Consider the following 20,958-nt stretch of genomic DNA (forward strand, 5'->3'; position numbering starts at 1 on the left):
ATGAAGCGCGCTTTTTTGCTCTTTGCATCTCTGGGGATACTTGGACCAGCATGTGATTGTGAAGACACAATTCGTAAGAAGGTCTCGGACCGTCCCGCCGAGGCGAAACCTGTTGAAGTTCCTACCGAGTCGTCAGCGCCTTCTGAAACCGAGCCGAACGATTCAGCCGAGTCCGCAACTCGAATCGAGATTCATAAGGAATTGCGACCGCTCAAAGCAGAGCTTGGAACGGTTTCAGACGTGGACTGGTTCGCGATTTCGGGAATGCCAGGCGCGTACGAAATTACAGTACAACCTTCGTCCGAACTTGATATCTCGCTGCATCTGGCCGGAACTCAGTTTTCCATTCCGGCAAGCACTTACAACGTAGGCGGGGTAGGCGAGCAAGAGAGCATACCACTGGTCTTCTTGAATGAGGGAGAGGTTGTATACTTCGCGCTCCGGTCGGTTGGCAGCGGTTCTGGTCCATATGAAATTAGGTTGATGCGTCGAATCGTTTCCGGAGGGCTCGAAGCCGAGCCTAACGACCGACGCGAGAACGCCAACGAACTCAAGATCGGTGGGCAGGTCCAAGGAATGTTCGATCGTAGCGATGATCGAGATTTCTACCGTATTCCTTCGTCTGATACAGACCGCTACTTTCAAGTCGAACTCACTCCAGCGTCGAATCTGACACAGAAGTTCCGTGTGTATGGGAGTGATTCAACGACAAAGCTGGTCGAGCTCACGGTCGGCCAAGAGCCTTTGAGAATTCCTGCCTTCAAGCAGGCAGCGGGAGAGGAGTTGTGGTTGAAGCTCAAGACCGAGTCGGGGTTTGACATCAAGTCGATGTACACGCTCTCGCTGGTGGACCTGAAGGAAGTGGCTCCGGATGTGGAGCTTGAGCCAAACGATATTGCGCCCCAAGTTTTTGGGATTCCAGCCGAGGTTCGAGGAAAGCTCTTCTATGCGGGTGATATTGACCGACTCGGCTTTGGAAAGCCGCTTGAGGAAGCCGCGAAGCCTCCAACGGTGGAAGGTGAGCGACAACGTTGGGACTCGATAAGTAACGTCGAAGTTAGGGCTGTGTCGGAATCGAAGTTGGATGTGAATATCATCACGTCCAAGGGTTTGGCGGAACTTGGGGTTGATGCTGAAGGTACGGCGTGGAACGCATGTGGACTGAGTTTTCGGCCTGGAGAGCTTGAGATTTCAATTAAGGCCAAGGAATACGTGACCACTTCGGATCTGGACTATCACGTCAAGATTAGCGATTTGAGCCAGATTGAGGGGTTTGAGTGGGAGCCGAATAATAGCCTGGATGAAGCGGAGGAGATGTTTGGAGTCCGGCGTGGTGTTATCGAATCCGCGCAAACATCGGACTACTACAGTTTCGAAGTTTTCGATGAGTTAGAGACGCTCGATTTGAGTCTCTCGCCGTCGGAAACCAATTTTGAGCTCTTGGACTCAGCAGGAGCTAGGGTTGCGGCAGGGAACCAGGGAAAGATTCAGGTGGATTTGCCAAAGGGTAAGTATTTTGTGCGCGTTTTTGCAGCCGAGATCGGAGAGTGCCCTATCTATTCGCTCGAGGTCGACCCTCCTCGTGTTCCTCTGGTTGAGCCTCCCAAAGAAACTGAGGGTTTGGCTCCCGTCTTAGAAGGGGAGAAGAGCCCGTAGCGCTGGCACGAAAAAGAAGAGCGCGGCAAGGAGTACAAGAACACCTAAGACAAACGGCCAGATTGGAGGACGTGTTGAGATCGCCGAAAAGTCCGAACTCTGTGCTGGATGGTCGCCAGTGGGGACGCTTTCGCCCCATTGCCAACCGTCCTCTGGAACCACGGCAGCTGTTCCCTGTTGTGGGGTTGTCAGCGGCTGTGAGGCGACCATTGAGGTGTCTACCCGCTGAATACGTTCGTGTGAATCACCCGCGCCACTTGGGGTAGGTTCCTTGCGAGTAGTCAAAACGATGACTTCGTCATCTTGAGCCGCTTCAATCACCCTGATGATTGAGGATGAGGTGGTGGAGCCCTGCGCCACAATTGCTGCGGGTGGTGGCGTTAGATGTGACCCATTTTTGAGTGAATCAAAAGGAATCTCGTCTGCGGATTTGCGCTGGGAATCTACGAACTGAAGAGTCTGATGAAAAACGTCCTCTTCAGCCTCGGAGCTTGGCGCTGAAAGTTCTTCGAGCTTGCGAAGCTCCACTCCTTGCACTTTGGGTCTTGCGACCGGTTCGCCGGCCAAGGCTAGAAGAAATTCATTGGCGTTTTGGAACCGGTCGGGGAGTTCCTTTTCAAGAGCCTTGCGGATGACTCTCTCGATGACGCTCCCTTCGAGTTCTTTGATCCTCATGGGAGGAACATCATCAAAGAGATGAGATCTCATGACTTTGACGGGGTCTCGGTTGTGGAAGGGCGGTCGCCCGTTGATCATCTCGTAGAGGATCACGCCCAGCGTGTAGAGGTCGCTTTGTCCTGTGACTTCCTCACCAGCAGCCTGTTCCGGAGACATGTAGGTGGGCGTTCCCACCGTAGAGCCTGAAATGGTCAACGCGCGGTTCTTCTCGTCATGCGCGTCTTCGGGGCGCGGAGAGGCGAGCTTTGCGATACCAAAATCGAGGACTTTGACGACGTCGGTATCTTCCCCGACGATGCTCAGGAACACGTTTTCCGGCTTCAGGTCTCGGTGAACAATCCCTTGTTCGTGCGCCTCCGAAAGGCTCTTGAGCACCTGCCGCGCAATCTTTATCGCGCGCTTCACCGGGAGCTTTCCGTCTCGCTTCAGCACGTCAGCCAGGTCTTCACCGGTCAGTAGTTCCATCACGATATAGAGCACGTTCTCGTGGCTACCGTAGTCGTGAAGGGTGATGGTGTTGGGGTGTCTGAGCCGACTTGCGAGCTGGGCTTCGCGCTTAAAACGCTCCACAACGTCAGGGATTGCCATGAAGTTGGGCGGTAGCAACTTCACCGCGACCTCGCGGTCCATGTTCAACTGCTTTGCTCGATAGACCATGCCAAAGCCGCCACGACCGATTTCATCAATCAGTTCGTAACGCTCAGCGAGGATAGTCCCCGGGCCCACTGTAGGAGTTAGGTCGGACATCGGACGTTTTGTGAAATTGGGGTTTTTCCCCAGACGCCCAGTAGCATAGATTGAAACAGATGTATGAAGCAAGCGCGATACCTGAGAGTACGAGGCAACGGTGCACAAATTTGGTGGCAACTCTGTGCCAAGTGGTCGAGGTTTCATTAGGTAAGCCCGTCACTCGCCTAGACTTTGTGACGTGGCTTGGCCAACGCGTGAGTTCGAACCTTTCGGATTTTGTATGTTCGGTGAGTGAAGTTGGCGTTCCGATTGAGTCCTTCGAGATTGAACGCGCTGATCGACTTTTTGCCCAGAAAGACCGAAAACGTGGAGGGATTTACTTCACACCTCGGTCTCTCGCTGAGCGCATGTTGGCTCATTTGGGGGGCTGCGATGGGACGGTTGTCGATATTTCATGCGGTTCGGGCGAACTGCTTCTTGCCGCTCTGAGACACGGCGCTAGTGGCGTTTATGGGGTTGAGATTGAGCCGGAGAGCGCTCTTGTGGCTGCAACTCGATTGGCGATTGAGTTTCCAGACGCCGATGTGTTTATCGAGTGGGGCGATGGCCTTTTGCCGAGGCAGATAGAGGACGTTGGGGCCGTGGTAGGAAATCCTCCATATCTCGGCGAAAAGGGAAACCGTGAGTTCTTTCAGAGCGTGCGCCACGCCTACCCCGACCTCGCCGCGATTCACGCTGCGCGGATGGACCTCGCGTACTTCTTCATCGCAAGGAGTGCTGCAATCGCTGACGGAAAGCCACTCGTTCTCTTGACGAGTGAGTATTGGCTGCAAGCGGATAGCGCCGCGAAGTTGAGAAGCTATCTATGTGAACTTGCTCCTCCCACAACGTTGGAAACTCTAGGAGCGGAGAATTTCGATGATGCCCCCGGCCATCATTCGCTCATCTTTGTCAGTCAAGCTGGAAAGCCGCCACTCTTTCAGAACGGAGACGCCTGGAACAGGGGGGAAATAGCAGTTCCGGAATCTCATGTGTCACTTGAGGTGCTTTGCCTCGATCGCCAAGGTTTTGTGAGTGGGGCGGACAGAGTTGATGGGAAATCCTGCTTTTTGAGAGATGACGTGGAAGGGGCGTGGTCAGGGGCTATTCGGCCAGTATTGCGGTCGAGTCTGTGTGCGGCAAATCGGGTTTTTTTGGTCGCGCCTCAAACGCCGCAGGTTATCTGGATTGATGAAGAGCTGAATCCCGATGACGTTGAATTTGTATCTGAATGGTTGGGCGGCGCGCGCACGAGACTTGAGGGACGGCGCGAAGTTCAGAACGGCATGCCGTGGTATCGGCTTCACTGGCCGCGCAGGCGCGAGGAGATGGTAGGGCCAAAACTCGTGGTGCCCCGGCGTGCTCCGGAGCCAAGATTTTGTCTAGATCTTTCGGGAAGTGCGATATCGAGTGATTGCACCTATCTCGTGGCGCCACCCGAAGTAGAAGAACCCGTGGAGTACTTGATTCGGCTGATGTTGGCTTTGAATTCCCCTTGGGTTTCCAAGTGGTTGGAGTGCAATGGCAAACGCAAGGGCAAGATGTTTGAGTTCTATTCGACACCGCTTCGCTCGTTGCCGGTGGAGCCTTTGAAGGATTTTTCGGAGCGTGCCCGCCTTGGACTGAGTCAAGTGCTCGAAAGCAAAGAAGCGTTTGTCGATCTGCGTTGAAGATCGCGGACATGCTCGTTATGCTCCGCGCCCGTTTCTGAGCGGAAGGCCATGCGACTTCGTCGAATCGACATTGTGGGATTCAAATCGTTCAGGGACAAGATGTCTCTGGAGTTCAGCGAGGGAATGACCGCCATCGTCGGGCCCAATGGGTGCGGCAAAAGCAACGTCGTTGATGCCATGAAGTGGGCTATGGGAGACATGTCTCCGAAGAGCCTTCGCGGTCAGTCGATGGAGGATGTGATCTTCGCGGGGAGCGAAAGTGCGCGTCCTTTGGGGATGGCTGAAGTCACGTTGACCTTCGAGAATGACGGATCCGCTCAATGGGATGACTCCATTCCCCGCGAATTCCGAGAGATCAGCGAAATCGCAGTCACTCGCCGACTCCATCGTTCCGGAGATTCGGAATATTTGATCAATAGGGTGGGCTGCCGCTTGATGGATATTCAGAATCTCCTAGCGGGAACCGGCGTTGGAAAGCAGGGCTACAGCATCATCGAGCAAAATCAGGTCGGCTTTATCGTCAGTGCCCGACCCTCCGAGCGTCGACTGCTCATCGAGGAAGCCAGCGGGATTACGCGCTACAAGGCGCAGCGAGAGCGCACGGTAAAGCGCCTGGAGAAGGCTGAAGAAAACCTACAGCGGTCCGAAGACGTGCTCTTGGAAGTGACACGTCAGATCCGGTCGTTGGAACGGCAGGCCCAAAGGGCAGCCCAGCATCGACGTCTGAGCGAAGAACTCTTTGGATTAGAGCTTGCGTTGTTAACTCGTAGGTACGACGCGCTTCATGAGAGGGAAGGGCGAGAACGAGAACGTTTGGCCGCGGCAAAAAATGAACTCGAAGAAGCGGTCGAGAGGCTCGAGCGACATGAGAAGGCATTGGGCGACCTCCGAGACGCAGTCCAGATTTCGGAAAGGCATCTGAGCGATGCTCGAGAAGCATTCTTCAAGCTGGAGACGCGCAACTCGCTCGCCCAAACGAACTTGAGCCACGCAACCACAAGTCTGAGGGACGTCCAAGAACGTCTGTCAAATGCGAGACATGAAGCGTCGTCTCAGGCGGACCGTGCAGCACGACTTAAGCGCGAGCTCGAGGGGGTTGAGAGAGAACTCGCGGAGCTCGATCAGGGCTCGCGCGTGGATTCACAGGTCAACGAAGAGGAGAAGGAGTTAAGAGAACTCAGGGATGCTCTTGTTCGGACTGAAACTGACGCCCAGGAAGTTAAAGCTGCGCTTGAGAGGGTTCGCTCGGAGTTCCATCGGGCGCAGGATCGCGTGGCGTGGCTTAAGTCTCAACTTGAAGAAATGGCCGGCCGTGAAGCCGAGATCAATGAGGTCATCAAGTCGAGTTCCGTGCAGATGGATCGATGGTCTAAGCGGGTGGATGAAGAGTTGAACGCGTTGGAGGCTCTCGAGGAGCAGGTCGCCAAGGGCAAAGTTAACCTCGATGGGCTCAGAGTGGCGAAGACCGAGCTAGAATCGAGGTGCCTTGCTTTGAGACGTGAGCACGAGAAGGCACGAGGAGAGCTGCTTTCGACTCAGGCGAGGCTTGATTCAATGAAGTCGATCCGCGCGTCAGGTGAAGGTTTTGCCGGGTCTGTTCAAGACGTGATGAAGTGGGCGAGTCGTGAAGGAGAAAACGAGGTTTTGGGACCGCTGGGCAATTTCCTCGACGTTCCGGCTCACCTTGAATCAGCTGTGGCACGTTGGCTTGGTCCAAGGCTTGAGCACATCATTGTGAGGTCTCGAGAAGTCGCATTTCGTGCGGCACAAAGGCGCATCAAAGGGCGAATCGTGTTCGAAGTCTGGAGTGATTTCGACGGTCCGACGTTTTCTGAAACTCTCGTGTCCTCCTTCGAGTCTCTGGCCGCAGATTCTGGGCTCCCCCCAAAGGAACAAAAGGTTTTTGTGTTCGAATCCGGGGTTTTGGTCGCTGATGAATTGGTGGTGGCTGGTGAGGCCCTACCTGCCGGTGCTGAAGCCCTTAGGCGGGCCAACCAGATCAAGGAGTTGGAGAGCACCGTGGTCGCCATGGACTCGGGTGAGAAAGAAGCTCTCAAGGCACTTGAGATTGCCCAGGCCGAGCGCGAAGAGACCTGGGGCAAGTGGGACGAAGCTCGGCGCAGTCTTGAATCAGCAGAGCTCGGAGCTCGTGAACAATCCCGAAAGATCGAGGAGTTTCGGCGTGAGGTCACGCGCTCAAAAGCAGAGATCGACCGCTCACGAAGTCAACTCTTGCCTATGCTGCGTCGACGAGAACAGTGTCAGGAGGAACTCGAAGACCTGCAAGGGAGGGAGTCACAGAACGTGGCAACGAGGGAGGAGCTCGCTCAGCAATTTGCGGCCCGCGAGTCCGAGGTCAAAGAGCTTCGTCGTGCTGTTGAGACCCTTCACCTCTCACTTACGGAAAAGCGAGTTGAACAGGCCAAAGCCAGGGAACGGCGGCGAAGCCTCGAAGAGAGTTTTGAGCGGATAAGAAGAGGGATTCAATCTGCCGTATCGCTTGAAGAACGCTACGTGAACGAACGAAAGGAGTTGGAAAAGAAGTCGGCTGAATTCGAGGTCATAATAAAGGATTCGAACCAGGGATTGGCTCAGATGTCGGGCGAACTCGAGCAGGCGAAGGCCACGGTGGAGATCCGTACCAAGGAGGCGAGCGAGGCTCAGAATCGTTCCCGCGAAGCCGAACTCATGTTGCGTGAAAAGAGGGCGCAAACCGAGAAGGCTCGGGAGGCGTTGATGGTTGGTGAGGGCGCACTACGAGAGGTCCAGATTGAAATCGAGCATACCAATGAGAAGTTGAAGGAAAGGTTCGATGGGAATTGGCAAGAGGCGCGCGTCATCGCGGCTCAGGTGGAGCTCCCCGAAGGTGAACAAGAGTCTCGCCGCGACTATCTTCGGCGCCGTCTTGAACAGATGGGGCCGGTAAACGCCATGGCGGAAGAGGAATACGAAGAGGCGCAGGGCCGCGAGGTCTTCTTAACTGAGCAACGAGACGATCTCCTTCGCAGTGTCTCGGATTTGAGGAAAGCGATTGCCGAGATGGATCGGGAAAGTCGAAAGCGATTCCGAGAAACGTTTGATGCGGTGGACGCTCAGTTTCGAGAGATTTTCCCAAAGCTCTTTAGAGGTGGACATGCGCGCCTCATTCTCACGGACCCGAACGATATGTTGACGACGGGTGTGGATATTGAGGTGTGTCCGCCCGGAAAACGGCTCCAAAATGTGACGCTTCTCTCAGGTGGTGAAAAGGCTCTGACGGCTGTCAGTCTGATCTTCTCCATTTTCATGCTTAAACCGACGCCATTCTCAATCCTTGACGAGGTTGACGCACCGCTTGACGAGGCAAACGTGGGCCGATTCGCGGAGATGGTGCGTCAAATGAGTGAGATGTCTCAGATGATCGTGATCACGCACAGTCGAAGGACTATGGAGGCTGCGCAAATGTTGTATGGCGTCACGATGGAGGACGCAGGCATTTCGAAGATCGTCTCCGTCAAGCTCTCGGACGCCGAAGAACTCGTGTCATGACTTGACCTTTTGAAATCGTTCCAACATTGTCCCCGACGATGAGAGCGGTAGAACGATATTTTACAGATGAACCGGAACTAAAATGCAGATGATTCCTTTACTCGCAAATACTGGTCAGGGCGTTGATCCCATCGTGATTGGCGTGATTGCCGCAATCCTTGTGATTGTCGCGATCGTGTTCTTCGTGATGCGGAGCAAACCGAAGCCTCCTGCAGACATTGAGGTTAAGGCTGACGCTCCTAAGCCGAAGAAGAGCGCGCTTGATGACAGGCTCGAGGTAGAGGCGCCCGTCGAAATTACCGACGATATGTCTCTGGCAGAGATCAAACGTGCCAAGGCGGCGAAAATCACCGGGGACAAAGGAAAGCGAGAAACCGCAGTTGAGGCCACCGAAAAGTCGAAAGTGGATCACGAGGCCCAAAAGCCCAAGGAAGACGCGGGTGAAGACAAGCTTGAGGAGGTTTCAGCGGGCTGGGATGCGATGCTCGAGGAAGAGTCCGTCTCGGAAACTGGAACGAAGCTCTCCGAAGGTCTTGCAAAGACACGGACGGGGTTCATTGGCAGGCTCTCGGCTCTCTTTAAGGGCGAAGAGCTCAACGAGAATCTCGTTGATGAAATCGAGGAAGTTCTCTTCACAGCGGATATCGGAACCTCTGCGGCCAACGATATTCTGGAAGCAGTGCAAGAACACCTCAATGGGGATCAGAAACAAGATCCCGCAACAGTTTGGGCGTTCGTACGTCAATACGTGCTGAAGAAGCTCAAGGCGCGGGAAGGAAAACTCGATCTCGATGCTCATCATCCCTTCGTAATTCTGGTGGTGGGCGTCAACGGTGTTGGCAAGACAACGACCATTGGAAAGCTCGCCAGTAAGTACAAGAAGCAAGGGAAGTCAGTGCTGATGGTAGCCGGGGACACATTTCGCGCCGCTGCAGTAGAACAGCTAGGCGTGTGGGGCGAGCGTACGAATATCCCGGTTCATCAAGGTGAGCAGGACTCAGATCCGTCCTCGGTGATTTATGCCGGGATCGAGCGGGGTGCAAAAGAAGGTTTTGACGTTATCATTTGTGATACGGCGGGACGATTGCACACAAAAGCCAATCTTTTAGACGAGCTGCGCAAGATGAATCGTGTGGCCTCAAAAGTCATCGATACCGCGCCGCATGAGACGATCCTCGTGTTGGACGCGAATACCGGCCAGAACGCGATTCAACAGGCGAAGCTTTTCAAAGAAGCCGTAGACATCTCGGGAATCGTACTCACGAAGCTCGACGGCACCGCCAAAGGTGGTGTGATTCTTGGTATATGTGAAGAACTTGACTCACCCATTCGCTTTATCGGTATCGGTGAATCGGTCACCGATTTACGTGAGTTTAAGGCGGATGAGTTTGTGGAAGCACTTTTCATGTGACCAAACTTCCTTGTCGACCGTTTGAGGCTCATGGTATAGCCTTGGCGGTCTCATAGAGTTAGCAAGTATTACGACGGACGGCGCATGACAAAGGCAACAGTTTCGCTCTTGGGGTGCACTTTAGTTTCCCTGCTGAGCATAGCCCTTCCCTCGGTCGCTGAGGCTCAGCAAGTTAGAGCCCAGTTTGACGACAAAATTCACGTACTTCAGCCGAAACCCGTGCTGCAGAAGGGCCGTTTTGAACTGGCTCCACGCTTCGGTGTTTCCGTGAACGACGATGTCTATCGTTCGTTTAAGCTGGGATTAAACGCGAATTACCATTTGTCGGAGACCTTCTACATCGGCGGATTGTTCGATTGGTTCGATTTTGGTGACGCCATAGGCGGCGTCACTGCCTCGTATGAGGCAATCGCGAACCAGACGGGCGCTTCGGCAGATTCACCCGTTGTGCAGTGGGCAGGCGGTCTGGAGTTGGGATACGTGCCTTTTATGGGCAAGCTCTCCCTCTTCAACTCAGCCATCGTCTACTACGACTTCGCAGTGAGTGTGGGAGGTATGTGGATCAACGCAGGTAGCGTCTCGATTCCAAGTGCTGCAGGAAAGCCGGGCGGGACGATCGCTCTTTCCGGCCGTTTCTTCACCAACAAGTGGATCGCATTTACGGTCGAGGTTCGAGACCTGATCTTCATGCAAGACCTCGAGGGCGTCAGTGGGGCTCTTTCGAATGTGTTGACGTTCGCAGGTGGCTTTAGTTTCTATCTGCCAACGACGTTTGAATATACCCAAGAGTTCGTGGATTCGGAGGACTGAGATGTTGATTGAACAAGTATCGAATCGGCGAATTTTGGTGGCGGTAATTTCATGCTTCATGGCCTTCGCCATGGTGGTTGTGGAACCCAGCGACGCCTTCGCAGAGGATGCGGCGGTGAGCCAGGGTGATATCGTCCGACGCAAACTGCTCTACCGTTCCACAAGGTTTGAAGTAGCTCCAACTATCGGGTTTACGTTGGCCGACTCATTTCGGCGCAACATGCTCGTGGGTGCAAACCTCTCGTATCACCTGACGAACGAATGGTCGCTTGGTGTCTCAGGTGGCTACGGGTTGCTCCAGCTCGAGACCGATCTCTCGAACAATATCGCAGACACACTCAGCCCGGGCCGGCTCAATGAGGTTTCATACTCGTACCTCGCCTGGCAGGCCGACGTGGGAATTCACTGGGTTCCGATCTTCGGCAAATTCAGTCTCTTCAAAAGCACCAGCGTGTCTTACGACTTCCACATGGGCGCGGGTTTCCTCTTCGCAAATGAAGATGCTGTCGCGGCTGGAAACGGAGAGGTCGATGAGGCTTTGACCGGCATCAAGCCAGGTGCTGCGTTGACATTCGGCGTACGTCTTTTCCTCTCCGACATGCTTTCCCTCAATATCGATCTCAAGAATATGCTCTATTCGCGCGCAGAGATCAGCCGAGGGACCGCCACACCTGAATTCACCGACACCGTGCTTCTGAATATCGGGCTCGGAATTTTCCTCCCCGGTGACGTCAAGATTTCCAAATAGCCCTCACTCCGATGAGTTTCGTCAAACGGGCTGAACGTGCACACACAAGAGGGGACGAGACTCGGGCCATTATGGTCCTCATTGAGGGCCTAAAGAGGGAGCCCGGACGTCAGGATGCCATCGAGCTTTTGGTCCTTTGGTTTAGCGTGGAATCGCCAACCAGGGGTCTTGAGGCGGACCTCGTCAAAATGCTTGGGGTCCAGCCTGAAAAGGACGATATTTTCAGCGCGATTTTGGACAATCTGCGAGCCAATGGTCGCGACGATATCGCCGAGGCTCTGGTCGGGCCTGCGAGCCGCGCGGGCTTGACCTATATTCCGATGAAACCAAAGAAAGACGAACCTCTTGAGAACGAGCCTGCAGAGGACACGCACTTAGATGTCTCGCAATTTGATGTCTCGCAATCCGACCAAACCGTGGACGGATTTGCGCACGTTGAGCTTGAAGAGCCTGAGGAAGTTGAACACGTTGAAGCTCCGGTTGAACAAGCTATTCCGGAACCTGAGCGAGAGCCAGCTCCAAAGCCTCCGGAACCTGCCCGGGAAAAGGCCACAAAGAGGAGAGAAATCCGCTGGACTAAGAGGCATAGCTTTGGAGCAATCTTCTTGATGTTGGTTACTCTAGGCGTCTCTTGGTACTGGGTTGAAGGTCGTCGAGTCGCTGAGATTCATTCCCTGGACACATTGATTGGAACGCTAGATCCCCTTGATTTCAATGAGGCTCTTGGACAGGCGGGGACGGCTGCTCGAAATCACCCGGGGTCAAAAGAGATCGAGGAACGATATCAGTTCTTACTCGCGCTCCAAGGTTCAGAAAGTCAGTACGAACTACAAGATGGTGCAGGAGAGTGGGGCGTAACGCACGCCTTCTTGAAGGCGTTGGAGGCCAAGGACCTTGAAAGTGCGATTCGGCTCTCCAAGGAGTTGGAACTCAAGTACCCAGACTCGCTTGCCTCGCTTTGGACAGCGGCCATGCTGGCCGAGTTCCGGGGTGATGAAGGTGCCCAAGACCTTGCTTTCGACGAGTTAAACCGGCTCTATCCTGAATTCTTAGATGGGTGGCTTGGGAAACTAAGACTGGCGGTCCGACGCGGGGATGCTCAAGGAGTAGAGCTTGCACGAGAGCGTATCGGACAGTTGGTTCCAGACCATCCCTACTTGCGTCTCAATTACGAGAACCAGCGTCTGCAGACCGTGTTGATGGGAGCTGAGCTAGACGACACTGGCGGACTTGTTCTCCGGGAAGGTGCACAAGGTTCGATGTGGGAGTTCGATTCGCCCCCAGTTAAAACCTCTGCCGCACGTTTCTTCTCCGCTTTTGGCCACTATCAGCGAGCCCTTTGGGCTGCGGAGGGAGGCGAGCGAGCGAAGGCCCAAGAGGAGGTTGCTCTCGCGTTGGAGATCGAGACTGAACTTGGGCCAGCCCGAGTCCTTCAAGGCGCGTTGCGATTGCGAGGTTTCGATGCAGAAGGAATTCAGGATTTGCGCCTCTTGAGGTTCGTCGGGTCAGCGCATGGTGACTTCCTTGATCTAGGGTTTGGATTTGGGGCGATTGCTTCGGTAGGCATCGGAAATCCTAGTTTGGCCCATGGTTTGCTGAAAGGCCAAGATGGTCCGTGGAGTAAACTGGCTGCAAGTCATCTTGACCACGAGCTACGCGGAGAAGCGCTTCAATCCGATGCCAATTTCTTCCAGGCTACCGAGGATTTCAGAACCGCCTTTCAGGTCTCCGATACAGAAGCTGAGCGTTTACTTGGTGCTCGAACGGGCCTCTTGCCTGACCTCTTGCTCGAAGGCCCTCGTTTGTGGATGCGGGCCTACTTAAAGGACCCAAACGTGGCGGAGGACCTCAAACACCGTATGTCCTCGTTGGGCAAGGAGAGTGTTTTCTTACGCGTTTGGCTGATCGACTCACTTCTCTGGCTTGGAGATCGAGGTGCGTTCGACCACTTGGAATCGATAGAGGAAGGCCACGGTTTTCATTTCCATTGGGTCTCCGCGATCGTTTCTCGTGCGAAGGGGGAATATCGAGACGCTGATGTTCACTTTAGCAATGCAGGAGTTGAGAACTCGGCAAGCCTCGCGAATTACGCCATGAGATTGGAGCGCCTCGGCGCATGGGATGAATCACGAAAGATGTATCACAAGTCTTTGCTATCCGACCGAGCCAACATGGAAGCCATTCAGGGCCTTGGAAGGACGTATCTCAAACTCGGGGGAGAAACCGCGGCCCGTGACATGGAGCGGATTGCGCTCGGCTACAACGGCGGAGACTACGTGGCGCAACGTGCGGAGAGTTTGAAGTGGTTCGGGATCATCCTGGGAGTTCGCTCAGGGGATGAGACCGCTCTTTCAAAGATTGAAGCTGCGATAGAGGCCGTGGGACCGAGAGCCGATCTCTTGGTGGAGGTCGGGCATTATTGGTTCGCGCGTTCAGACCTCAATCAGGCCAGAGTATCCTTTTCGCAGGCACTACAAGCCGATTCCACAAACGCCGACGCGCATTATGGCTTGGGCCGCGTCGCATGGGAGACCCGTGATTTTCAGATCGCTGAGGATCATCTCAGGAAGTATCTTGAACTTCAGCCCCGTGGTGAACATCGAAAATGGGTAGAGGAACGACTCTCCAGGCTGAAATGAATCAGAAGCCCACAAAAATCCGCGCACTTCATGCAAACGTGGCCATGTTTTTCATGGGCCTTGCATTGTGGACCGGCGCTGCCCACGCCCTGGAGCTGAGGGTTAAGGGCAAAGCCAATCTGGAGGTTAGTGCGGTTGCTGCGGGGACGCTCGCTCAGGTAAGTGGTACCCTTAGCGACGAGACGGGTCGGGCGATTGGATACCGCAGCGTGGTCGTCCGCATTATCGGACCTCAAGGCAGGAACATCACTCAAGAGGTCTCAACCAAAGAGACAGGGCAGTTCATTTTCCAAGACGAATTGCCGCCCGGCGAGTATCGAGTCGTCGTAGAGCGCGCGAACGATATCCATTTTGAAGGGGACGTTCGGGATGTGTCGATGACACTTGAACCCGTGGCATTTGAGCTTGATGCAATAGCTCCAGAACACGTCTTTGGGCGAGAAAGTCCAGTCTTGGTTTATGCGAATGCTCGCGCAGCAGGTGTGCCCGTGACTCTTGGGCCTCAGGTGTACCTGAACGGTGTCTGGTTGGGGCAGATCGACATGGATACATCCGGGCGCGGAAGCTTCAACGTCAACGACTACCTCAAAGAGGGCATCAACACGTTAGAGCTTGTGCTCCCGCCCTCCAACTATCGCGACGAGGTCCGCGCGAGCGCCCAGATTCGTTTCACGGAAAAGGCCCAGATAAGCGCGGATATGCAAGTTCGGATTTCTGGTCTCTCACGCGGAATGAGTATCAGCGGGAAGGTCGAGTCCCTGGGCGATCCACTTGCGAATCTGCGGGTCCAAGGCTCTTTTGTGCCGGTATTGGAAGGACACGACGACCTTCGAGAATCCATTACCGAATCCACTCGGACCGACGACGAAGGAAACTTCGAGGTCTTTGTTCCGAGCCTGAGATTGGGGAACGGGGTTTGGGAAGGGCGTGTGCGAGTTATTCCGAATGTTGGAAAGACTGAAACCGTGGACGTGACCCCCGTTCTCATCGAACCGTCTAGAGCGCGGAAGGTGACGGGTTGGTTCGGGGTAGTTGCTATCGTGATTGGACTGCTCTTTATCTTTCAACAGGGCCTCCTGAGGCTTAGAGAGCGCTGGAAAGCCTGGCGCAATGCTCAGGCGAAGCAGAAGCGCGATCGACAAGCCCTGGAAAAAGAGGAAGTTCTCGTGCCCGTTTTCCTGGAAGAGGTGACCGAGGCTGGGGCGCGTGATGACCTGGGCGGGGTGGTTTGGGACGTGTGGCAAAATCAGCCCGCAAAGGGGTGTCAGGTTCGGCTGGTCAGAGGTGAGCGCCATTCAGAGCCGCTAGAAGTCGACTCACGAGGGAGATTTCGCTTCGTCGATGTGGAGCCCGGTGAGTGGGAGATGGAGGTTCGTGGGCGAGGCTTTGTGACCGGAAAGATGCGCGTGAAAGTCCCACATCAAGGGCGTTGGGCCGCGATGAGAGTGGATATGGTGGCGGTTCCGTTGAAAATTCGAAGGCTCTACCAGACAACGCTTGAAGGGGTGTTTGGAGACGACCCGTGGGGGCAGCTCAGCCCCGACGAGATCGACAAGGAGCTGCGTCAACTTCTTGAAGTTGTGGAGCCCCGAGAGCGTGAGTCGCTCGAGGCGTTGGCTCGCGAATCTGAAAACCTTTCTCATATCCTCGATGCACTGGCATCACTGGTGGAAGAGAGCTACTTCTCAGGAAAAATCTATGACGAAGGGGTTTGGCTAAATGCCCGAGATTTGGTGGTGAACCTGCGTCGTCGAGCAGGGGTTGAGGTTCACGAATGAGAATACTCGCCGTGCTTCTCTTCATTTTGGGCGTTGCGTTGCCCTCGTCGGCTCAGGATTTGGCCGATTACGACCCTCTTAGTGACGAGTGGCACGGTCTTCGAGACTTTGTGGGCGCGGCTGAGACGCTCGGGATTCAGGTTGAAATTACTTCAACGTTGGACCTGGCGTCGCTCGATGAGAACTCAAGATTGGTCGTCGTCTATCCGCAAGCTCCGATGAACGGTCAAGAGCTTGGCCAGTGGCTTTCCGACGGCGGGCGAATGCTCCTTTTTGATGATTTTGGAACGAGCGAACAACTCTTAGAAAGGCTTGAGATCACGCGCGTTGTGCCGTCTAAAGGGAACTTTCCACACGGAGAGTTTGCCGACGGGCGCTTTGCATTTCCCGTTTTCTCGCCTCTTGGACGCCACCCCCTTCTCGAAGGGGTAGGGCGTGTGGTGGCTAATCACCCGGCGGTCCTGACAAACCCTGGAGGCGCAGTAATCGGATACGAGGCGGGCGGCGCGCTGGTCTACGACATGAACCTCGGCTCCGGAAAGGCTATCGTGGTGGCGGATTCGAGCCTCGTGATTAATCAGATGCTCGAGAGTGCGGATAATCTGATTTTCGCGCGGAACGCGCTGTCCTATGTGTGTGATAGCGCCCCGAATTGCGTGGTTACGCTCTTGACGGGCGAGTTCGAGGTCAGCGGCACGTATCGCGGGGAACCGACCATTGGAGCCGAAGATGTCGGCGACACAATCAGCGCTCTGAATGAAGCCATCGAACAAGCCATGCGCACGATTCTTGGCGAGCTGCTCTTTTACATGTCCATTCTTCTCGTGATCGGCATAGGGGCTTACCTCCTGACGATCCTACCGATGCGGCCCACGAGGGCGTATAGTGCGTATGTGAGTGATTTTTTCGCAAAGATTCCAAATCCTCAGAGTGAGTTTGACTGGAATATTTCAAGGTTTGGTCGAGGTGCTCGTGCCGCGAATCACGCTCTACCCATGTCGATCCTGAAGGAGACCTTCGAAGAGCTCTTTCTCAAAGAGATGGGGTATTGGGGAAGCAAAGCAACTGAGCGCCCAGGAATTGAAAACATCGCTGATGCGTTCACCCAACGTTATTTGGAGCGGTTTCCAGAACCCAAGAAGAAGGCGCTGCGTTCGGCTACACTTGAGCTTCTGGCGCTAATGGCGACGATTCCGCCTCGAAATCGAGTGTTTTTGGATAGTGATGCGCATTTTACTCAAGCTGATTTGTTGAAAGCGCACAGAAGAGTTCGTGAAACTTTGACCTTAATGGGAATAGATAATGAGTACATTAGACGTGCCTCCGGTGATTTCTGATCCTCTCGAAGCGCGCATGGCGCCTTATAGAGAGCCAATCCATAAGGTCTTGTCCGAGGTGTCCCGTATCTATATCGGGCCCGCCACCGTGGTAGAGGGGCTCCTAATCACGCTCTTTGCGGCCGGTCATGCCCTTTTGGAAGGGGTGCCAGGCGTTGCAAAAACTACTCTTGTAAGGACGTTTTCGCAAACCATCGATTCGGAGTTCAAACGCATTCAGTTTACGCCGGACATGCTGCCTTCGGACATCACTGGGGTCTACATTCCCAACCTGCAGACGCAGGAGTTTACGCTGAGAAAGGGGCCGATTTTCGCCAACGTGATCCTGGGCGATGAAATCAACCGCGCGCCCGCCAAAACTCAATCGGCGCTCCTCGAAGCCATGCAGGAATATCAGGTCACAATCGAAGGTGTGACCCACGTTCTACCTCGACCATTTTTGGTACTCGCCACGCAAAACCCTATCGAGCAAGAGGGGGTCTACGAGCTTCCAGAAGCCCAGCTCGACCGATTCTTGATGAAGCTCCATATCGACTACCCAAGCGCCGATCAGGAACTCAAAGTCCTGAAGACCCATCAGCGTGCGCACGAAGCGGTGCCCAAGGTGTTGAGTGGCGCGGATATTCTGGAGATTAGGAAGATCGTAGAGGACGTTCATGTATCGGATGAGCTCGCGCAGTATATCGTGCGTATCGTGCGATTCACGCGCGAGCACCCGCAAACGGCGCTCGGAGCTTCTCCAAGGGCGGCGCTCGCGCTCCTGCGTGCTTCGAAAGCTCGGGCGATTGTCAACGAGCGGACCTTTGTCTTACCCGATGACGTCAAGGCGTTAGTGAGAAAGGTTCTCGCGCATCGCATCATCATGCAGCCTGAAGCCGAGCTCTCGGGCGTCAGCGGTGAAGACGTGGTCAAACAGGCTTTGGATAGAGTGAAGTACTCGGAGTCAGCTTGAACCCATTCTTGCGAAATCAAGGCAAGTGGGTCTTCTTGGCAGGAGCGTGTTTTCTAGTCGGTGGCGTGTTCCTTTCAAGCCCCTTGCTGGTGCTGCTCGGACAGGTACACATCGTACTTTTGATGGTGTCTCTTGTGCTTCTCGTGCCAGGTGTACTTGCGCTCGACCGAAGATTTGTCTCGATCGATGTGCTGGACGCCGCGGAATCTCCTGGCACGGGCAAGGTGGTCGGTGAGCGAGAACGCCTCGCGCTGGGATTTCGAAACACTTCGGGTGTTGGGCTCTACCACGTGCGCGCCAAGCCGTTCGCTTCAGCCGGGTTGGATATTGAGCCCCTCTCGCTACGTGACCCTTTGAGAGGCGGTCGGGCGTTGGCCACTGAGGTGGCCGTTGAAGGCAAGCGGGCAGGGCGTTGGGTTCTACATGGGTTTGACCTGACGGTATCGGACCCGCTCGGGCTCGTGGATGGGCGCGACTATCTGCCGTGCACTCATGCCTTTGAGGTGTATCCACTTGCGGGCCCCATCTTGCGTCGTAAGAGTGCACGAAGAAATCAGGCGATAAGCGATCTTGGAGTTCATGTGGTGGACCAGGTAGGGTCCGGCTCCGACCTGAGAGAGTTGCGAGACTATCAGCCGGGCGACCCTCTGCGTGATATCGCTTGGAAGACCTCGTTAAGGGCTCGGAAACTCGTCTCTCGCGACTACGAAAACGAGATAACCACCAATACCTACCTCGTCTTGGATATCTCGAGCTCGATGCGTGGAGGGCAATGGGCGGGCCAGAAGCTTGATTTTGGTCTTCAGCTCCTTGTGGACCGCGCGGATGCGGTGATTCGGCGCAAGGATCGTGTAGGCATCGTGACGTTTGACGAGCGCGTCTATGGGCATGTTCCCCTGGGACATTCGAGCGCCCACATGAAGCGGATTCTTCACCATTTGGTGGGGCTAAACGCGGTTGTCGATCCTGACCTCACAGAACTTGATGAAACAGATGTTGAGCGGCTCGCGGCTGACTATCTGCTGGTGCAGGAACGACTGGATTTCCGCAAAGGCGAGACCGATCCCGAGTCCGGTGTAAACGGGGGATTGCTGCGACGATGGATTGAGACTCAGCCCGAATCAAAGAGCCTCAAGAGTCCGGTTTTGACTCAGGGTATCGTGAACGGTCACGCCTCGGGATTGCGGCGCTTCTTGCAGCTACGTGGAGTCGACGTGCCGTTTCGAGTTGAGGCACGTCTCGGGATGAAGGAGCGCGGCATCGCCCACGCTATTGAAACGATCATGAGCCACGCCCCGAAGGGTACCAAAGTCGTGGTCATCTCGGATCTTTGTGGGATCTTGAATCCAGACATGCTTTCCAAGGTCTTGAGGCAGGCGGCAGCCAATAGGTTTGATATTGAGTTCGAAGTGCTATTCACACCGGATTTTTATCAAGATTCCGAAATGACGCAGAGTTATCAGGTGGTTCGCGGCCTTTTTACGTCGGCCGAAGCCGAGGAACGCTCAAAAATAGTTAAGAAATTGCGTGCGATGGGGGTTAAGGTCAGAGTAAAAGGACCCTCGAAGGGGCTTGCGTTGGAAAATCGCAGTGTTTAGTCTCGGGGAAACTCGGAGGTTTCGATGAAATGGATGATTTTGGGTCTGGTTGGTGTGATTGTGACGGGGTGTTCCGGTGCTGACGAGCGACCTGATTCAGAGTTGATCCTCGGAGGCCAAACGAAGATGACGCGGGCTAAAGATGGTAACTGGCTTCAGGAATTCGACGTCGACGGGGACGGGCGTGTAGACGTGACCAAAGTGATGGAGGAGTACCCGGACCCCAACGACCCCTCTGTGACCAAGACCCGCATGATCGAAAAGCGAGTAGATGTGAACTCCGACGGCAAGCTCAATATCGTTCGAAAGTACAACGAGGAAGGCCGTGTGATGTTGGAAGACGTGGATACCGATCTCGACGGTGTTTTTGACTTCCGAAACCATCTCGATGCAGGCCGTATCGTAAAAAAAGAACTCTACGACGCTGAAGGGCGCATTGTGGCTACTCGTTATTACGACAAAGGCGAAATACAGCGGGTAGAAAAGGATACGACCGGTGATCAGAAAGTGGATTACTGGGAGTTCTATGAACAAGGTGTTCTGGACCGAATTGGTCGCGATCTCAATGCGGATGGGCGTGCAGATACGTGGCAGACCCAATAATATCACCACCAGATTTTTCCTCTTTCAATAAGTGACCAGGTGAAAGACCGACTTAAGCAGTATTTCGGCGGTGCTTGGGAAGATATCGCGAACAACGGTGGAGTCGATCTACCGCTAGATCGACGCAGCGTAGCTGTGTTGATTTTGACGAGCGTACTTCTGACGTTCTTCTATTACTACGGGCGCCCTGTATTCTTTCGCTCATCGTTGGAGCGCGACGTCGTGGAGCTCTTGGGAATGGAGAAATCCACGTACCGAGGGCTGCTTTCTTACACGTATTGGGCGGTCACAAGCGTTACGTTTCGAATTGCGTTGCCCATGGTTATCATCTGGTTCTGGTTCAAAGACTCGGTCGGAAACTATGGGTTTAGGCTCTGGGAGAAAGGGCACGGGAAGTACTACCTTGGGATGTTCCTCTTTATGTTGCCGCTCCTTGTGGGCGTGAGCTTTATGGAGAGTTTTCAGGACAAATATCCGTTCTACGATGATGCCGGGAAATCGGTGATTCACTTCGGAACCTACCAGGTCATGTACGGCATTCAGTTCTTCGCGCTCGAGGCCTTCTTTAGGGGCTTCTTGGTCTTCGCTCTCTTTAAGCGATTCGGATATTACGCCGTGATTATCATGACGATTCCGTACTGTATGATTCACTTTGGTAAGCCCATCGCTGAGACTTTGGGAGCGGTAATCGCCGGTGTGATTCTGGGATACGCGGCTCTGAAGAGCAAATCTTGGCTTCCGGGAGCATTACTGCACTGGAGCGTAGGGTTTACTATGGATGTGCTTTGCACGATCCACGACAAAATCCGCTGAGATTC

At 54.5% G+C, this 20,958-nt stretch carries 14 protein-coding genes; 13 read left to right on the forward strand and 1 reads right to left on the reverse strand.

Annotation, left to right across the window (positions count from 1 at the left end):
* A complete protein-coding gene (locus FRD01_RS01155; protein WP_146956858.1) occupies positions 1-1,656 on the forward strand; it encodes a hypothetical protein in 1,656 nt (551 codons plus the stop codon).
* Here the strand turns inward: FRD01_RS01155 and FRD01_RS01160 are convergent.
* Positions 1,633-3,081, reverse strand: a complete 1,449-nt coding sequence (locus FRD01_RS01160) for a serine/threonine-protein kinase (RefSeq protein ID WP_249755905.1) — start codon at positions 3,079-3,081, stop codon at positions 1,633-1,635. The two genes, FRD01_RS01155 and FRD01_RS01160, sit on opposite strands and share 24 nt — an antisense overlap.
* Positions 3,082-3,278: 197 nt before the next feature.
* Here FRD01_RS01160 and FRD01_RS01165 point away from each other — a divergent pair, with 197 nt between their 5' ends.
* The 12 genes from FRD01_RS01165 (at position 3,279) to FRD01_RS01220 (ending at position 20,953) form a co-directional block, all read left to right on the forward strand.
* Positions 3,279-4,733, forward strand: a complete 1,455-nt coding sequence (locus FRD01_RS01165; protein WP_249755906.1) for an N-6 DNA methylase — start codon at positions 3,279-3,281, stop codon at positions 4,731-4,733.
* Positions 4,734-4,784: 51 nt separating this feature from the next.
* Positions 4,785-8,264, forward strand: a complete 3,480-nt coding sequence (locus FRD01_RS01170) for an AAA family ATPase (protein ID WP_146956864.1) — start codon at positions 4,785-4,787, stop codon at positions 8,262-8,264.
* An 82-nt stretch (positions 8,265-8,346) separates the two neighbouring features.
* Entirely contained in the window at positions 8,347-9,675 is a 1,329-nt protein-coding gene (ftsY, locus tag FRD01_RS01175; RefSeq protein ID WP_146956866.1) for a signal recognition particle-docking protein FtsY, read from the forward strand.
* Positions 9,676-9,759: 84 nt separating this feature from the next.
* Positions 9,760-10,485 carry an outer membrane beta-barrel domain-containing protein gene (locus FRD01_RS01180; protein WP_146956868.1) on the forward strand — a complete coding sequence of 242 codons (726 nt, stop codon included), beginning with the start codon at positions 9,760-9,762 and terminating at the stop codon, positions 10,483-10,485.
* Position 10,486: 1 nt separating this feature from the next.
* Positions 10,487-11,233, forward strand: a complete 747-nt coding sequence (locus FRD01_RS01185; RefSeq protein ID WP_146956870.1) for an outer membrane beta-barrel domain-containing protein — start codon at positions 10,487-10,489, stop codon at positions 11,231-11,233.
* 71 nt (positions 11,234-11,304) lie between these two features.
* Positions 11,305-13,872 carry a tetratricopeptide repeat protein gene (locus FRD01_RS01190; RefSeq protein ID WP_146956872.1) on the forward strand — a complete coding sequence of 856 codons (2,568 nt, stop codon included), beginning with the start codon at positions 11,305-11,307 and terminating at the stop codon, positions 13,870-13,872.
* A complete protein-coding gene (locus tag FRD01_RS01195; RefSeq protein ID WP_146956874.1) occupies positions 13,869-15,650 on the forward strand; it encodes a carboxypeptidase-like regulatory domain-containing protein in 1,782 nt (593 codons plus the stop codon). The genes FRD01_RS01190 and FRD01_RS01195 overlap by 4 nt, the downstream gene beginning before the upstream one ends.
* Positions 15,647-16,987, forward strand: coding sequence for a DUF4350 domain-containing protein (locus FRD01_RS01200; protein ID WP_146956876.1), 1,341 nt, complete (start codon positions 15,647-15,649; stop codon positions 16,985-16,987). Before FRD01_RS01195 ends, FRD01_RS01200 begins: the two co-directional genes overlap by 4 nt.
* A complete protein-coding gene (locus FRD01_RS01205) occupies positions 16,953-17,939 on the forward strand; it encodes an AAA family ATPase (protein WP_249755907.1) in 987 nt (328 codons plus the stop codon). The genes FRD01_RS01200 and FRD01_RS01205 overlap by 35 nt, the downstream gene beginning before the upstream one ends.
* Positions 17,936-19,537, forward strand: a complete 1,602-nt coding sequence (locus FRD01_RS01210) for a DUF58 domain-containing protein (RefSeq protein ID WP_146956878.1) — start codon at positions 17,936-17,938, stop codon at positions 19,535-19,537. The genes FRD01_RS01205 and FRD01_RS01210 overlap by 4 nt, the downstream gene beginning before the upstream one ends.
* Positions 19,538-19,561: 24 nt before the next feature.
* Positions 19,562-20,140 carry a hypothetical protein gene (locus FRD01_RS01215; protein WP_146956880.1) on the forward strand — a complete coding sequence of 193 codons (579 nt, stop codon included), beginning with the start codon at positions 19,562-19,564 and terminating at the stop codon, positions 20,138-20,140.
* A gap of 39 nt (positions 20,141-20,179) precedes the next feature.
* Positions 20,180-20,953, forward strand: a complete 774-nt coding sequence (locus FRD01_RS01220) for a type II CAAX endopeptidase family protein (protein ID WP_146956881.1) — start codon at positions 20,180-20,182, stop codon at positions 20,951-20,953.
* Positions 20,954-20,958 lie beyond the last annotated feature (5 nt).

This window comes from Microvenator marinus, from assembly GCF_007993755.1.
GTDB lineage: Bacteria > Myxococcota_A > Bradymonadia > Bradymonadales > Bradymonadaceae > Allomicrovenator > Allomicrovenator marinus.

Bases quoted from the DNA above. Each gene is read 5' to 3' on its own strand.
- FRD01_RS01155 (WP_146956858.1), top strand. From the start codon at position 1: ATGAAGCGCGCTTTTTTGCTCTTTGCATCTCTGGGGATACTTGGACCA.
- FRD01_RS01160 (WP_249755905.1), bottom strand. From the start codon at position 3,081: ATGTCCGACCTAACTCCTACAGTGGGCCCGGGGACTATCCTCGCTGAG.
- FRD01_RS01170 (WP_146956864.1), top strand. From the start codon at position 4,785: ATGCGACTTCGTCGAATCGACATTGTGGGATTCAAATCGTTCAGGGAC.
- ftsY (WP_146956866.1), top strand. From the start codon at position 8,347: ATGCAGATGATTCCTTTACTCGCAAATACTGGTCAGGGCGTTGATCCC.
- FRD01_RS01180 (WP_146956868.1), top strand. From the start codon at position 9,760: ATGACAAAGGCAACAGTTTCGCTCTTGGGGTGCACTTTAGTTTCCCTG.
- FRD01_RS01185 (WP_146956870.1), top strand. From the start codon at position 10,487: ATGTTGATTGAACAAGTATCGAATCGGCGAATTTTGGTGGCGGTAATT.
- FRD01_RS01190 (WP_146956872.1), top strand. From the start codon at position 11,305: ATGGTCCTCATTGAGGGCCTAAAGAGGGAGCCCGGACGTCAGGATGCC.
- FRD01_RS01195 (WP_146956874.1), top strand. From the start codon at position 13,869: ATGAATCAGAAGCCCACAAAAATCCGCGCACTTCATGCAAACGTGGCC.
- FRD01_RS01200 (WP_146956876.1), top strand. From the start codon at position 15,647: ATGAGAATACTCGCCGTGCTTCTCTTCATTTTGGGCGTTGCGTTGCCC.
- FRD01_RS01205 (WP_249755907.1), top strand. From the start codon at position 16,953: ATGAGTACATTAGACGTGCCTCCGGTGATTTCTGATCCTCTCGAAGCG.
- FRD01_RS01215 (WP_146956880.1), top strand. From the start codon at position 19,562: ATGAAATGGATGATTTTGGGTCTGGTTGGTGTGATTGTGACGGGGTGT.